Genomic DNA, 14,242 nt, shown 5'->3' with positions numbered 1-14,242 from the left:
CATCAGGGAGGACCACGCGTGAACGACACCGCAGAGGCGACGCACCTCGGAGACCGCATCCGCATCCCCCGCACGCGGGCGCGCATCGGCGTCGCCCGGCGCGACATCACGCCGCCCGTCGGCATCCGCGCCAAGAACTGGGGCCCGGCCGACTGGGAGCGCTCCGAGGGGGCGCACCGGCCGTTCGAGCTGACCGCGCTCGCCGTGGTGGCCGCGGACGAGCGGCCGCGGGTGCTGCTCGCCGTCGACGGCACCTGGTGGCGCCGAGTCGCCGATGAGCAGGGCGTGCGCGGGGCGATCCTCGACGGTCTGGGCCTCGATGCCGATCAGCTCATGCTCTCCCTGTCGCACACCCACGCGGGGGCCGTGCTCTGCGCCGCGGATGCGCATCTGCCGGGCGGCGAACTCATCCCCGGGTACCTGGAGGCTCTTGCTGCCGCGGGCATCGCCGCCGGGCGGGAGGCGCTGGAGGCTGCGCGACCGGGACTGATCGAGTGGACCACGGGCACCTGCACCCTCGCGGCGGAGCGGGAGCTCGACCTCGACGGCCGCGCGCTCGTCGGCTACAACCCCCAGGGCACCGCCGACGACACGGTGACCATCGGCCGGATCAGCATCGACGGGGAGGTGCGGGCGACGCTGGTGAACTACGCCTGCCACCCGACGACCCTGGCCTGGCAGCACCGCGAGGTGTCTCCGGACTACGTCGGCGCGATGCGCGAGATCGTGGAGGCCGCGACCGGCGCACCGTGCCTCTTCGTGCAGGGGGCCTCGGGCGAGTTGGCGCCACGGGAGCAGTACACCGGCGATGTCGCGGTGGCCGACCGGCACGGACGCTCACTCGGGCACGCGGTGCTCGCGGCGCTGGACGGGCTTCCGGTGCCGGGCGAGGAGCTGACGCTGGACGGCGTCGTGGAGTCGGGGGCTCCGCTCGCGATCTGGACCGGGACCCCGGCGGACGGCGGCGACGGGGCGGCGGGAGTCGTCTCGGCGGTCGAGCTGCCGCTGCGCGACCTGCCCACTCTGGACGAGCTCGCGGAGGAGTGGAAGGACATCGACCCCCGGTCGCGGGAGGAGCGCCTCGGACGGGCGCGGAATCTCCGTGACGGCTACATCGACGGTCCGACCGTGTCGCATCCCGTGTGGGCGTGGCGGCTCGGAGACGCCGTGATCGTGGGGCATCCGGGCGAGGCGTACTCGCGGCTGCAGACGACCCTGCGGGAGCGGTTCCCGGAGACGCCGATCGTGGTGATGAACCTCACGAACGGCCCGGGGTTCGTGTATCTCCCGACCCGCGAGGCCTACGACCGCGGCGCCTATCAGTCCTGGCAGACGCCCCTGGCTCCCGGAGCCCTGGAGCTCCTGGAGTCCCACGCCGTGTCGGTCGTGGCCGGGTTGCTGGGGTAGTCCCGCCTTTCGAATCGCCCACTTTGCTCCATTTCCGGCCGAAATCGAACCAGTTGCGCGATTCGAACGGGATAGAGTTGCTATAGCAAATCCCCGAGGCAGAGGAGAGACATGACCGCGCGCCCCGTCGCCATCGTCACCGGAGGCTCGGCCGGCATCGGCTGGGAGATCGGACAGCGGCTCTCCGCGGACGGCTACCTCGTTGTCGCGACCGATCGCGTCCCCGGGCTCACCGCGGGCGAGAACCCCGCCGGGATCCTGTGGCGGGAGCTCGACGTCACCGACCATGCCGCCGTCGACCGGGTCTTCGGCGAGATCGAGGCGGAGCTCGGGCCCCTCGAGGTGCTCGTGAACAACGCGGGCATCCAGCGGCATCGCGGGATCGAAGACCTCACGTGGGACGAGTGGTCCGCGGTCGTGGACGTGAACCTGCACGGGGTGTTCTCCGCGCTCCAAGCTGCCGGGAAGCGCATGCTCGACCGGGGCGAGGGCCGCATCGTCAACATCTCCTCCATCTCCTCGCGAGGCTCCGCGGGGCGGGCGCCGTATGCCACGACCAAGGCCGCCGTCATCGGACTCACTTCGACGGCCGGAGCGGAGTGGGCGTCGCGAGGGGTGCGCGTCAACGCCGTGGCCCCGGGCTATGTCGACACCGGAGTGTTCCGGCAGGGCGTCGAGCAGGGGACGCTGAGCCTCGACACGATCCTGTCCCGCATCCCCGCGAAGCGCCTGGCCGACGCGAGTGAGATCGCCGCGGCCGTGAGCTTCCTCGTGTCGGACCAGTCGCGTTACATGAATGGGCAGACCCTGTACGTCGACGGCGGGTTCATGGTGGACTACGGCGTGCCCCTCGCGAAGAAGCCCGAATGACCGCCATCGCCCGGATCGACACGGCCACGGCGGTCCTCCCCCTTCCGGCACCGCTGCAGCTCGGCGCGATGACGGTCACGCGGCGGGAGTATTCCGCGGTGCGGGTGACGGCGGACGACGGCACCACCGGGTTCGCCTACTGCCTGTCGCGCGAGGCCCCGATGGCGGAGATCGTCGACCGCCTGGTGGCTCCGCACGCGGTGGGGCTCGACGCCGACGACCCGGCGGCCGCGTGGGACCGGATGCTCCGCGGCAGCGCGATCGTCGGACGGGTGGGACTCGTGCGGCGGGCGATCGGTCTCGTCGACATCGCCCTGTGGGACGTCGCGGCCCGTCGCGCCGGCGTGCCGCTGTGGACCCTGCTCGGCACGGGTGACGCCCCGCGGGAGGGGATGCTCGTCGCCGCGTATCCGTCTCCGCAGCGCCCGCCGCGGGAGGTCGCGGACGAGGTGCTCGCGCAGGCGGAGGGCTGGGCGCAGGTGAAGATCTCGCGCATTCCCGATCCGGCATACATGCGCGAACTGCTCGCGATCCTCGGCGCGGAGCTGCCGTCATCGACCGGACTCGTGGTGGACGTGGGCTTCGGCTGGCCCGACGCGGAGTCCGCCGTGGCGGAGGTCGCGCAGTGGGGCGAGCCGCGCCTGGCCTGGCTGGAGGATCCGCTGCTCCCCGAGGACGCGGCCGGTGTCGCCCGCATCCGCCGGGAGACCGGGCTGCCGGTGGCGGTGGGCGACGAGGTGACCGACCCCGCCGTGCTCCGGGCTCTCGTCGAGGTCGGCGAGGTCGAGGCGCTGCGCCTCGACGTCGTGGCGATCGGCGGCATCACCCCCGCGCGCGAGCTCATCGCCTGGGCGGCAGAGCGCGGCGTCCCGGTGTCCGGACACGTGTACCCCGAGGTCACGGCCCACCTCGGCATCCAGGTGGAGACCTTCGCCCGCGGGGTGAATCCCTACGACCCCGCGCCCTCGTTCGTCACGGGCGGGCCGCAGTTCGCGGGCACCGTCACGCCCCCCACGGCTCCGGGGCTCGGCTTCGGCCTCGATCCCGCCGTCTTCCGATTCGAGAGGGACTGACATGACACCTTCCCCGCGCAGCGTCGTGGTCACCGGCAGCGGCAAGGGCATCGGCCGCGCGGTGGCCGCGCGGCTCACCGCCGACGGCTGGATCGTGGTCGGGCTCGAACGCTCTCCCGGCTCCGGGACGGTGGAGGAGGGGATCGTCGCCGAGGTCGTGCTCGGCAACGCCTCCGATCGGAGCGCCCACGAGCGTGCCGCCGCCGCCGCGCGCGCGAGGGCTCCGCTGGCCGGCTGGGTCAACAACGCCGGCATCACGAAGCGCACGCCGCTGCACGAGCTCGACGAGACGGTCGTGCGCGAGATCGTCGACATCAACGGCTTCGGCTACCTCTGGGGCTGCTCGACCGCCGTGTCCGCGTTCCTCGATCAGGGCGTCGCCGGGGCGATCGTGAACATCGGCTCGATCCACGGGCGGTCGAGCTTCGTGGACCACGCGGCCTACGAGTTCACGAAGGGCGGCATCGACGCCCTGAGCCGCAGCGTCGCCGTGACATATGGCGGATTGGGCATACGAGCGAACACCGTCGCGCCGGGCGGCGTGCGCACTCCGCATCTGGAGGCGCAGATCGCGCGGGCGGCCGACCCTGCGGCGGAGGAGCGCCTGCTCGCGGAGGGTCCGCCGATGGGACGCATCGCCCGTGCGGAGGAGGTCGCCGCGGTGACGGCGTTCCTGCTCTCCGACGAGGCCCCCTACCTCTCCGGGCAGTCCATCGCGGTGGACGGAGCGTGGACGGCGTCGTTCGGGGACATCACGCTCGACCCCGCGCTGCGGGAGCGGTTCGAGGCGCCCCCGGCTTCCTGAGCCCTTGCCACGCCGATGTCCCCGGTCCGTGCGACGATCCGCTCGTCGACGGGAGAACGGGATGCGCGGGGAAGCGACGGTTCTGCACGCCGATCTCGATGCGTTCTATGCCTCGGTGGAACAGCGTGATGCGCCGGAGCTCCGCGGGCGTCCGGTGATCGTCGGCGGCGGGGTCGTGCTGGCCGCGAGCTACGAGGCGAAGGCGCGGGGCGTCCGCACCGCGATGGGCGGGCGGCAGGCGCGGGAACTGTGTCCCGACGCCGTCGTCGTCCCGCCGCGCATGGAGGCCTACTCCGCGGCCAGCAAGGACGTCTTCCGCATCTTCCGCGACACCACCCCGCTCGTGGAGGGTCTCTCGATCGACGAGGCGTTCCTCGAGGTCGGCGGTCTGCGTCGCATCGCCGGCACTCCCGAGGCCATCGCCATCCGGCTGCGGGAGCGGGTGCGCGCCGAGGCGGGCCTGGCCATCTCGGTCGGCGTCGCCCGCACGAAGTTCCTCGCCAAGGTCGCGAGTGCGGTCAGCAAGCCCGACGGACTTCTCGTCGTCGAGCCCGACCGGGAGGAGGAGTTCCTGCTGCCGCTCCCCGTCGAGCGGCTGTGGGGAGTCGGCGCGGTGACGGCGGAGAAGCTGCACCGCTACGGCATCCGCACGGTCGGACAGCTCGCGGAGCTCGAGGCCGCGACCGCGGAGCGCATGCTCGGCAAGGCGGCCGGAGCGCACGTCCATGCTCTCGCCCGCCTGCGGGACCCCCGCCCCGTGGACACGACGCGGCGCCGCGGGTCGATCGGGTCGCAGCGGGCGCTCGGTGTCCGTCCGCGGCCGGCGGAGGAGCTCGACGTCATCCTCACGCAGATCGTCGACCGGCTCGCGCGGCGTCTCCGCGACGGCGAGCGCGTGTGTCGGACGGTGGTGCTGCGGCTGCGCTTCGGCGACTTCGCGAAGGCCACTCGTTCGCGGTCGCTGCGCGCGCCGACCGACCGCACCGCCGTGCTGCTCGCCGTCGCCCGCACGCTCCTCGCCGCGGCGCAGCCCGAGATCAGCGGCCGCGGCATCACCCTGCTCGGCCTCTCGCTCACCCAGCTCGACGCGGCGGACAGCGTCCCGCCCGAGCTGCCGATCGACTGGGGCGACGAGTCCCGCCTCGACACCGTGCTCGACACGCTCCGCGACCGCTACGGCTCCGCCTCGGTCTCCCGTGCCGCTCAGCTCGGCCGAGACCCCGGTTGGTCGTCCCCGGTGCTGCCGGAGCACCACTGACCCCTTTCGAATCGCTTGACTGGTCCCATTTCGGCCGGAAATACAGCCAATCGGGCGATTCGAAGCGGGTCAGGCCTTGAGCATCGACGCCCGCGAGATCACGCCGTCGACCACGTCGAACGTCGCGATGGTCTCCGTCGCGACGCCGGCGTTGATGACGCGCTCCTGGGCGACGACCCAGCGGGAGCCGAACAGGACGCTCGTGTCGATCACGCAGGAGAGCTCCGGGTTCTGCAGCCGCGGCTCGTAGAAGGCGCGGATCGCGGCCGACCCGACGAGGGGTTCCGGCGCGACCCCGGTGACCACGGCGTCGTCGGCATAGGTCGCGACGAAGGCGTCGAGGTCGTGGGCGTTGAAGGCGTCGAGCTGCGCCTGCACGGTGTCGAGGGCAGAACGGTCCTGGGCGGTGCGGTCAGTCAATGCGAACTCCTCCGTTGACGTCGTAGGTGGCTCCGGTGATGAAGCGGGCCCGCTCCGAGGCGAGCGACGCGATGATCCAGGCGACGTCCTCCGGCTGCCCGAACGCACCGAGCGGGATGCCCGACTCGAGCTTCGCGCGGCCTTCGCCCTGGAGCTGATCCGTGATCGCGCTGGCGACCGGGCCGGGCGTGACGGCGTTGACGCGGATGCCCTCGGCGGCGAGGTGCCGGGCGAAACTGCGGGTGATCGCGAGGATCGCCCCCTTACTGGCCGCGTAGTGGATGCCCGTCTGCAGCGCGCCGACCTGCCCGGCGATCGAGGCGATGTTGATGACCGAGCGGTCGCCGTCGGCGGCCCGGAGCAGGGGGAGCGCCGCGCGGGTGAGCAGGAAGGTGCCGCGGGCGTTCGTCTCCAGGACGAAGTCCCACTCCTCGATGTCGATCTCGGGGTACGGGGTGTAGGGGCAGACGCCGCCGTTGTTGACGAGGACGTGCAGGTCGCCCCAGGCGTCCGTGATCTCGGCGATGAGCGCCGTGATGGAGTCGGGGTCGCGGAGGTCGAGGCGCGACACATGGACGTCCGGCGAGCCCGCGGCGCGGCACTCCTCCGCCACGCGTGCGGCTTCGGCCTCCCGTCCGGCGTAGGTGATCCAGAGGGCGACGCCCTCGCGGGCGAGTTCGAGGGCGGCGGCGGTTCCGATTCCGGAACTGGCGCCCGTGACGAGTGCGCGGCGAACAGTCATGACTAAACGCTATAGCAAGAACCGGCTCTCCGGGCAGCGCTGTACGAGAAGTTGCTAGATGCTATAGCATCGCATCCATGACCGCGCCGCTCATCCTCGTCACCGACTGCGACCTCCCCGGGACCGTCATCGAAGACACCCTCCGCGCCGCCGGCCTCCGTGCCGAGCGGGCCGCCTCCGGGAGCCCGGACGACATCGCCGCCGCCGGAGCCGACGCCGAGGCCCTGGTCGTGCAGTGGGCGCGCATCGACGGCGACCTCATGGACCGCCTGCCGAACCTCCGTTTCATCAGCCGTGTCGGCATCGGCTACGACATGATCGACGTCGAGGCCGCCACGGCCCGTGGCATCGCCGTCGCGAACACGCCGAGCTACTGCATCGAAGAGGTCGCCGCGCACACCGTCGCGATGATCATGACCCAGGCCCGCGGCCTCTCCGCCTACGACCGGGCCGTACGGGAGGGCGTCTGGAAGGCCGTCGACGCCCGGCCGCTCGCCGTGCGGCCGTCCTCCACCACCGTGTCGGTGCTCGGCTTCGGGCGCATCGGATCGATCGTCGCCCGCGGGTGTCGGGCGCTCGGCTTCCGTGTGCTGGTGGCCGACCCGTATGCCTCCGACGACGCCGTGCGCGACGCGGGCTGCGAGCCTGTGGACATCCCGTCGGCGATCGCCCGCGCCGACATCCTCACCCTGCACGTGCCGCTGACGGACGAGACCCGCCATCTCATCGACGCCGCGGCCCTGGCGACGATGAAGCGGGACGCCGTGATCGTGAACACCTGCCGGGGGCCGCTCATCGACGAGGATGCCCTGGCCGCGGCGCTCCGCGACGGCCGGCTCGCCGGTGCCGCTCTCGACGTCTTCGCGGAGGAGCCGCTCCCCGGCACCTCCGCGCTGCGGGCGCTCGACACCGTGCTGCTCACGCCGCACGCCGCCTGGTACTCCCCGGAGGCCCTGGCGGATCTTCCCGTGCACGCCGCCGAGAACGTGATCCGCTCGCTCGCCGGCGAGGCCGTGCCCATCGTCAACCCGGCCTTCGCGGCCGCGCGCTGAGAGGACTCCCATGGAACTGCTGCGACTCGGCGCGATCGGCCACGAGCGCCCCTACGTCCGCGATGACGAGGGCGCGGTGCGCGATCTCGGCTCCCTGACCCGCGACATCGACGGCGCGTTCCTCGCCGCGGACGGCATCGCCCGCGTGCGGGCGGCACTCGCCGACGGCTCGCTGCCGAAGGCGGAGACTACGGGGCTGCGCGTCGGTGCCCCTGTGGCACGGCCGACCGCGGTGATCTGCATCGGACAGAACTACGCGGCGCACGCGGCGGAGTCCGGTGCCGAGCCGCCCGCACACCCGGTGGTGTTCTTCAAGCACCCGAACACGGTCGTGGGGCCGGACGACGTCGTGCTCCTGCCGCCGGGAGCCGAGAAGGTCGACTGGGAGGTCGAGCTCGCGGTCGTCATCGGCCGGACGGCGCGGTACCTGCCCTCCGCCGAGGCCGCGCGCGACGTGATCGCCGGCTACACCATCTCGAACGACGTGTCCGAGCGGGCGTACCAGCTCGAGGTCTCCGGCGGACAGTGGTCGAAGGGGAAGTGCTCCGAGACGTTCAACCCCCTCGGCCCGGCACTGGTCCCCGCGGACGAGGTCGACCCTCAGGCGCTGCGCCTGCGGTCCTTCGTGAACGGCGAGCCGCGGCAGGACTCCTCCACCGCCGACATGATCTTCCCCGTGCTCCAGCTGGTGCACGAGCTCAGTCACTACCTCGTGCTCGAACCCGGCGACGTCATCAACACCGGCACTCCGCAGGGTGTCGCGCTGTCCGGACGCTTCCCCTACCTGCAGGACGGCGACGAGATGACCATCGAGATCGAGCGACTCGGCCGCCAGCACCAGCGCACGGAGCGGGTCCGTCTCGGGTGAGGCCTGTGCCCGGGGCACGGTTCCTTTCGCTGAGTGCAACCGTGTCCCGGGTAGAGGTCTCTCCCGGACGCCCGCGCGGGCTCAGGCACCCGCGCAGGCTCAGGCCGGTGGAGGGGAAAGGGGCCTGCTTTCGCGCGACAGCCTGGTGCCGCGAGCGCCCGGCGGCTCAGGCATCCACGGGTACACAGGCATCCGCGCGGGCTCAGGCGGCTGGAGGCGAAAAGTGCCTGATGCCGCGCGAGCGCCCGAGCCCGCGCGGGGGTCAGCCGGCGAAGGGGAGGACCGGGAGGCCGTGCACCCCAGGGCGCACCGCGAACACCGACCCCGCGGCGGTGCCGTGATCGGACGGCAGGCCCTGCGCGGAGGTCGTGATGAAGAGCGTGCCGAGGTCGTCGCCGCCGAAGGTGCAGGCACTGACCTGGGGCACCGGCAGCACGATGTCCTCGCGCACGGCCCCGGACGGCTCGAACCCCCGCACGCGGCTCCCGCCCCACAGCGCGACCCAGACGCTGCCGTCCGCGGCGACCGTGAGGCCGTCGGGCACGCCGTCGTCTTCGGGGATGTGCGCGAACACCCGGCGTCCGCGGAGCTCGCCCTCGCTCACGTCGAACACGTCGATCCGGCCGGTGTCGGTGTCCACGTAGTAGACGCGGCGGCCGTCCGGGGAGTAGCTGACACCGTTGGACGAGGTCACGCGGGGGAGCACCGTGGTCACGTCGAGGGCGGCGTCGATGCGCAGCACGGTCCCGGCACCCGCGGTGGAGTCCGTGGACATCGATCCGGCCAGGAGTCGTCCTCGCGGGTCGCAGCAGCCGTCGTTCATGCGGACGGGGCCGTCGTCGAGCAGCGTCGCGACGGGACGGGCCTCCGCGTCGGGGCCGTCGGCGAGGTACAGGGTGCGCGCGCCCGCCGCCACGAAGCCCCCCGACGTCCGCGGGCGGAAGAACGCGAGGTACTCGTCGTCGATGTGCTGGCGGACGATCTCGTCGCCGCGGAGGGTGAGCAGGTCGCCCGCGTCTCCGTCGACCCAGCGCAGGCCGCCCCACCCGGGACACCAGACCGGGGCCTCGGCGTGCACGGCGACCGGGCCGGTCACGTTCTCGGGAGTCATGCGCCCTCCGCCGTCCGTCGAGGGTCGGTCACGGGCAGCGGCTCCGGGACGGGGTCGGCATGATCCGCCGCTGCGGCAGGGGCGGACGGAAGCTCCTTCGCCACCTGCTTCTCGAGCACGGTCACGGCCTCATCGGAGAGCAGGATGAGGCCGTCGAGCTCCTCGCGCACCCGCTTGTAGGCGATGTTCCGCTCGGACTGCGTCGCCGACTCGTCCACGGCGACCTTGAGGAGCTGCTGCGCGCGGTCGAGGCGCTTGCGCTCGGCCTCGGTGAACGTCGAGTCGCGCAGCCGCCGGGCGTCCTTCTCCGCGATCTCGAACGCGACCGCATAGTCGCCGACGGCCTGCAGGTACTCCGCGATCTGCTGCTCCGTGAGCTTCGCGTCGGCGGCGGACGGACGCAGCGCGTCCGCGGTCTTCTTCGCGCGCAGGAAGGCGGCCGTCAGCGGCTGGCGGCCGTCGCTCATCGCGGGGAAGGCGATGAGCTTGGCGACGTCGAGCTCGTAGTCCAGCCACCGCGCGGTGATCTCATCGTGCTCGGCGAAGAGGCGGGCGAGCAGGTCGTCGGGCGCCACGGAGGCCGTGGTGTCGACGACGGTGGGACCCCCGTGCTTCGCCTGCCGGGCGGCCGCGCGCGCCTCGATCTCGGCGGTCTTGACCTGCGCCTTCATGCGCAGGGCCTCCAGCCGGCGCTCGTGCCGACGTTTGGAGCCGCGCTCCCAGGCCTTGGCGACTCCGCCGGCCATGCCCATGATCGGGAAGACGAGCCACCAGTAGTCACCCGCGAAGTTCCAGAAGCCCCGGATGAACTCGTCCATGATGGGTTCAGCCTACTGCGCGACGGCGGGTCGCCGGGGGCCCGCGCGGTCACGGGAGGGCGCGCACGATCCGGTCGCAGAGGACGGCGGATGCGTCGTCCACGACGATGACGACTCCCGCCTCGTCGGCGCCCAGCGGTTCGAGGGTGTCGAGCTGCGAGCGCAGGAGATCGGGCGGCATATAGTGCCCGGTCCGGCCGTCGATCTGCGCGGCGATGCGCGCGGGGCTCCCGACGAGGCTGACGAACCACGTCCCGGGTGCACAGGCGCGGAGGCGGTCGCGGTAGGCCCGCCGCAGGGCGGAGCACGCGACGACCACCTCGCCCGCGGCCGCGAGGTGGTCGCCCACCCGGTCGAGCCACGGCCAGCGGTCGGCGTCGTCCAGCGGGGTGCCCGAGCGCATCTTGGCGACGTTGGCCGGCCCATGCAGGTCGTCGGCGTCGATGAACGGGACGGCACGCCGCTGGGCGAGCTCGCGCCCGACCGTGGTCTTACCCACGCCGGACACCCCCATCACGACGATCGGCCGCGGAGATGTCACCAGTCGTGGACCGTCCCGTCGAGCAGACGGTTGTACGGCAGGTAGGCCTGGGCGTACGGGTACTTCCCCGCTTCATCGACGTCGAGCGCGACGCCGAGACCGGGGGCGTCACCGGGGTGCAGGTAGCCGTCCGTCCAGGTGAACGACTGCTGGAAGACCTGGTCGGTGCGCGTCCCGTGCCGCATGTACTCCTGGATGCCGAAGTTGTGGATGGCGAGTCCGAGGTGCATGGCGGCCGCCATGCCGACCGGCGAGATGTCGGTCGGCCCGTGCATGCCGGACTTGATCTGGTACATCGCGGCGTAGTCGAGGGTCTTCTTCAGGGCGGTGATGCCGCCCATGTGGGTGACCGCTCCGCGCACGTAGTCGATGAGCTGGTCGCGGATGACGTCCTTGAAATCCCAGACGGTGTTGAAGATCTCGCCGATCGCGAGGGGCGTGGTGGTGTGCTGGCGGACGAGCCGCAGGGCCTCCTGGTTCTCGGCCGGCGTGCAGTCCTCCAGCCAGAAGAGGTCGTACGGCTCGAGGTCCTTCCCGAGGCGGGCGGCCTGGATAGGGGTCATCCGGTGGTGGCCGTCGTGCAGGAGCGGCAGGTCCGGTCCGAACTCTTGGCGCACCGCGTCGAACACTCCGGGGAGGTGCCGCAGGTAGGCACCGGTGTCCCAGTCCTCCTCCACCGGGCGCGCGCCGCGGCGGGCCGGCTCGTGGTCGTACCGCACGGTCGCGTCGCCGACGTCGGCCCCTTGGGCGGCGATCCCGTAGATGGCGCGGAGGGTCGGCACCCCGGTCTGCACGCGGATGGCCCGGTACCCCTGCTCCTGATGCGCCCTGATCGAGTCGAACAGCTCCGGGAGCTCCTTGCCGGAGGCGTGTCCGTAGGCGAGGAGGCCGCCCCGGGAGGCGCCTCCGAGCAGCTGGTACACGGGGAGTCCGGCGACCTTGCCCTTGATGTCCCACAGGGCCATGTCGACGGCGGCGATGGCGGCCATGGTCACCGGGCCGCGGCGCCAGTACGCGCCGCGGTAGAGGAACTGCCAGGTGTCCTCGATGCGGGATTCGTCGGCGCCGAGCAGCAGGGGGACGACGTGCTCGCGGAGGTAGGCGACGACGGCGAGCTCCCGGCCGTTCAGCGTCGCGTCGCCGAGTCCGGTGACGCCGTCCGCGGTCGTGATCTTCAGCGTGACGAAGTTGCGGTCCGGGCTGGTGACGATCACCTCGGCCTTGTCGATGGTCATGCGATGCCTCCCGAGGCCGGTGCGCCGGTCGTGGTCTGGATCAGCTCGCCGGCGATGTGCACCTCGAGCGGGGTGATGCGGGTGTCGCCGGGCCGCCAGTCGAAGAGCAGCACGTCGGCCCGGGCGCCCGGTCGCCAGTGCGGCCCGTCGTCGAGCACGGCGGCGGGGGCCGCGGTGGCGAGGCGCATCGCGGTGGCGAGTGAGCCGGTGAGCCGGGCGACGGTGGCCACGCCGACGTCGAGCGTCTGCACGGAGCCGGCGAGGAATCCGGTGGAGAGGTGGCGCAGGGCGCCGTCGTCGGCGAGGTGCACGCCGCCGCCGACTGTGGAGACGCCACCGTCGCGGAGGGCCGCCGGGGTGGCGACGGCGTCGCTGACGAGGAAGAGGCCGTGGTCGCGCTTGGCGGCGATCATGGTCGCGAGGGTCGCGTCCGGCAGATGGTGGCCGTCGGCGATCACCCCCGCGGCGAGGCGGGGCTCGGCGAGCTGGGTCCACAGGTAGTTCGGATGACGGGGGAGCACGGCGTGCGCGCCGTTGCCGAGGTGCGTGGAGAGGGTGGCGCCCGCATCGACGACCGCGGCGATCTCGGCGTCGGAGGCGTGCGTGTGTCCGACGGCGACCCGCACCCCGTGGGCGACGAGGAAGCGGGTCGCCTCGACGGAGCCGGGGTGGTGCGGAGAGAGCGTCACGACGCGCAGGAGTCCGGGGGCCGCGTCGAGCCAGGACTGCAGCTCGGCGAGGGACGGAGGGCGGATGTGTGCGAGCGGGTGCACGCCGCGGGGTCCGTCCTGCTCCGAGAGGCTGGGGCCCTCGACGTGGATGCCCGCGACCGCGCGGGAGGTGGCGGCGGAGGTGCGCACGGCCGCGGCGACGGCGCGGATGCGGGCGACCATGTCGTCGGCGGAGGCTGTGATGACGGTGGGGAGGAAGCGGGTCACCCCGTGCTCCGCAAGCGACGCGGCCATCGCGACGATGTGCGCCGGGTCCGGGACGATCGCGTTCGCGTCGCCGTCGCGGTGCCCGTTGACCTGCAGGTCGATGAGCCCGGGACCGATCCACGGGGCCCCGTCGCCCGGGTCGGCGACGGGGGTGAGGGCGCCGATGCGGCCGTGCTCCACGACGACGTCGAGTCCGCCGGTGCCGAGGGCGTTCCGTCCGTGGAGGGTGAGCGCGGTCATCGCGCCGCCTGCGCGGTCTCGACCCGGGCGGGGTGCAGCAGGGAGGCGGCGTCGCGGTCGACGTGCACCTCGCAGCAGGAGTGGCGGCGCAGCACGGTGCACGGCCAGCGGGCGCTGATCGGCTCCTCGACGAGGGCGCGCACGGCTTCGGCCTTGCGCGCGTCGGGGACGGCGCACACGAGGTGCGCGCCGGCGAGCAGGGCGGGGATGGTGAGGGTGAGCGCGTGCGTGGGCACGGCGTCGAGAGTGTCGAAGCACTCGTCGTCGACCTGCTGCACGCGGCTGGCGAGGTCGAGCTGCACGGTGCGCACGGGGCACGGGTCGCCGAGGTCGGCGTCGGGCGGGTCGTTGAAGGCGATGTGGCCGTTCACGCCGATGCCCAGGCAGACCAGGTCGATCGGTGCTTCCGCGAGCAGCTCGGCGTACTCGGCCGCGGCCGCCGCGGCGCCGCGTTCGGTGTGCATCGGGTGGAACGCGGCGGGGTGCACGACGTCGACGAGGTGGGTGCGCAGCCAGGTGCCGAATCGCTGCGGTGCGGCGGCGTCGAGCCCCAGGTACTCGTCCATGTGCAGGATCGTGATGCGGTCCCACGGCACCTCGGGCTCGGTGGCGAGCGCGCGGTACACGTCGAGCTGGCTGGGGGCCGCGGCGGCGATCATCCGCGCCGAGCCGCGGGCGGCGACGGCCTCGCGCAGGGTCTGCGCCGCGGATCGGGCGGCGGCAGCGCCCATCGCGATGCGGTCGGGATGGGCGTGCAGGGCGAACGTCGTCGTGCTCATGATCCGCCAGCGTAATGCAACCGCTTGCAAAGTCAAGCCCTCGACGCGGACCGACGAGACGGCACCCACCCCTGGGCGCCGGGCG

15 protein-coding genes are annotated in these 14,242 nt (G+C 72.7%); 7 read left to right on the top strand and 8 right to left on the bottom strand.

Annotation, left to right across the window (positions count from 1 at the left end; translation table 11 throughout):
* The first annotated feature begins 18 nt into the window (after positions 1-18).
* The 5 genes from BV453_RS07655 to dinB all read left to right on the top strand — a co-directional run bounded on the left by BV453_RS07655 (position 19) and on the right by dinB (position 5,413).
* Positions 19-1,407: a hypothetical protein gene (locus BV453_RS07655; RefSeq protein WP_249521290.1), complete on the top strand. Its 1,389-nt coding sequence runs from the start codon at positions 19-21 to the stop codon at positions 1,405-1,407.
* Positions 1,408-1,518: 111 nt separating this feature from the next.
* On the top strand, positions 1,519-2,277 hold the full coding sequence (locus tag BV453_RS07650) for an SDR family NAD(P)-dependent oxidoreductase (protein ID WP_249521289.1): 759 nt from the start codon (positions 1,519-1,521) through the stop codon (positions 2,275-2,277).
* Positions 2,274-3,350: an enolase C-terminal domain-like protein gene (locus tag BV453_RS07645; RefSeq protein WP_249521288.1), complete on the top strand. Its 1,077-nt coding sequence runs from the start codon at positions 2,274-2,276 to the stop codon at positions 3,348-3,350. Before BV453_RS07650 ends, BV453_RS07645 begins: the two co-directional genes overlap by 4 nt.
* 1 nt (position 3,351) lies before the next feature.
* Positions 3,352-4,155, top strand: coding sequence for an SDR family NAD(P)-dependent oxidoreductase (locus BV453_RS07640; protein WP_249521287.1), 804 nt, complete (start codon positions 3,352-3,354; stop codon positions 4,153-4,155).
* Positions 4,156-4,216: 61 nt separating this feature from the next.
* Positions 4,217-5,413: a DNA polymerase IV gene (gene dinB, locus BV453_RS07635; RefSeq protein ID WP_249521286.1), complete on the top strand. Its 1,197-nt coding sequence runs from the start codon at positions 4,217-4,219 to the stop codon at positions 5,411-5,413.
* A 69-nt stretch (positions 5,414-5,482) separates the two neighbouring features.
* Here the strand turns inward: dinB and BV453_RS07630 are convergent, their stop codons facing one another.
* Complete coding sequence (locus BV453_RS07630; RefSeq protein WP_062633303.1) at positions 5,483-5,833, bottom strand: nuclear transport factor 2 family protein; 351 nt, start codon at positions 5,831-5,833, stop codon at positions 5,483-5,485.
* Complete coding sequence (locus BV453_RS07625) at positions 5,826-6,575, bottom strand: SDR family NAD(P)-dependent oxidoreductase (RefSeq protein WP_249521285.1); 750 nt, start codon at positions 6,573-6,575, stop codon at positions 5,826-5,828. Before BV453_RS07625 ends, BV453_RS07630 begins: the two co-directional genes overlap by 8 nt.
* A gap of 77 nt (positions 6,576-6,652) precedes the next feature.
* On the opposite strand from BV453_RS07625, the gene BV453_RS07620 reads away from it, so the two are divergent.
* Positions 6,653-7,627 carry a C-terminal binding protein gene (locus BV453_RS07620; RefSeq protein WP_085604437.1) on the top strand — a complete coding sequence of 325 codons (975 nt, stop codon included), beginning with the start codon at positions 6,653-6,655 and terminating at the stop codon, positions 7,625-7,627.
* A 10-nt stretch (positions 7,628-7,637) separates the two neighbouring features.
* Positions 7,638-8,495 carry a fumarylacetoacetate hydrolase family protein gene (locus BV453_RS07615; protein WP_085604440.1) on the top strand — a complete coding sequence of 286 codons (858 nt, stop codon included), beginning with the start codon at positions 7,638-7,640 and terminating at the stop codon, positions 8,493-8,495.
* A gap of 262 nt (positions 8,496-8,757) precedes the next feature.
* On the opposite strand, the gene BV453_RS07610 is transcribed toward BV453_RS07615, so the two are convergent.
* The 6 genes from BV453_RS07610 to BV453_RS07585 are packed head-to-tail and all read right to left on the bottom strand — an operon-like array spanning position 8,758 to position 14,157.
* Positions 8,758-9,606, bottom strand: a complete 849-nt coding sequence (locus tag BV453_RS07610; RefSeq protein WP_249521284.1) for an SMP-30/gluconolactonase/LRE family protein — start codon at positions 9,604-9,606, stop codon at positions 8,758-8,760.
* Positions 9,603-10,424: a hypothetical protein gene (locus BV453_RS07605; protein WP_249521283.1), complete on the bottom strand. Its 822-nt coding sequence runs from the start codon at positions 10,422-10,424 to the stop codon at positions 9,603-9,605. The genes BV453_RS07610 and BV453_RS07605 overlap by 4 nt, the downstream gene beginning before the upstream one ends.
* A 49-nt stretch (positions 10,425-10,473) precedes the next feature.
* On the bottom strand, positions 10,474-10,965 hold the full coding sequence (locus tag BV453_RS07600) for a gluconokinase (protein WP_249521282.1): 492 nt from the start codon (positions 10,963-10,965) through the stop codon (positions 10,474-10,476).
* On the bottom strand, positions 10,962-12,200 hold the full coding sequence (gene manD, locus BV453_RS07595; protein WP_136051158.1) for a D-mannonate dehydratase ManD: 1,239 nt from the start codon (positions 12,198-12,200) through the stop codon (positions 10,962-10,964). The genes BV453_RS07600 and manD overlap by 4 nt, the downstream gene beginning before the upstream one ends.
* Positions 12,197-13,378, bottom strand: a complete 1,182-nt coding sequence (locus BV453_RS07590) for an N-acetylglucosamine-6-phosphate deacetylase (RefSeq protein WP_249521281.1) — start codon at positions 13,376-13,378, stop codon at positions 12,197-12,199. The genes manD and BV453_RS07590 overlap by 4 nt, the downstream gene beginning before the upstream one ends.
* Positions 13,375-14,157: a 6-phosphogluconolactonase gene (locus BV453_RS07585; RefSeq protein WP_025104119.1), complete on the bottom strand. Its 783-nt coding sequence runs from the start codon at positions 14,155-14,157 to the stop codon at positions 13,375-13,377. The genes BV453_RS07590 and BV453_RS07585 overlap by 4 nt, the downstream gene beginning before the upstream one ends.
* Positions 14,158-14,242: the final 85 nt, after the last annotated feature.

This window comes from Microbacterium sp. ER1 (assembly GCF_023383675.1).
Classification (GTDB): domain Bacteria; phylum Actinomycetota; class Actinomycetes; order Actinomycetales; family Microbacteriaceae; genus Microbacterium.
Note: the sequence above shows the minus strand (reverse complement) of the source record. Positions and strands in the feature narration are given on the sequence as shown.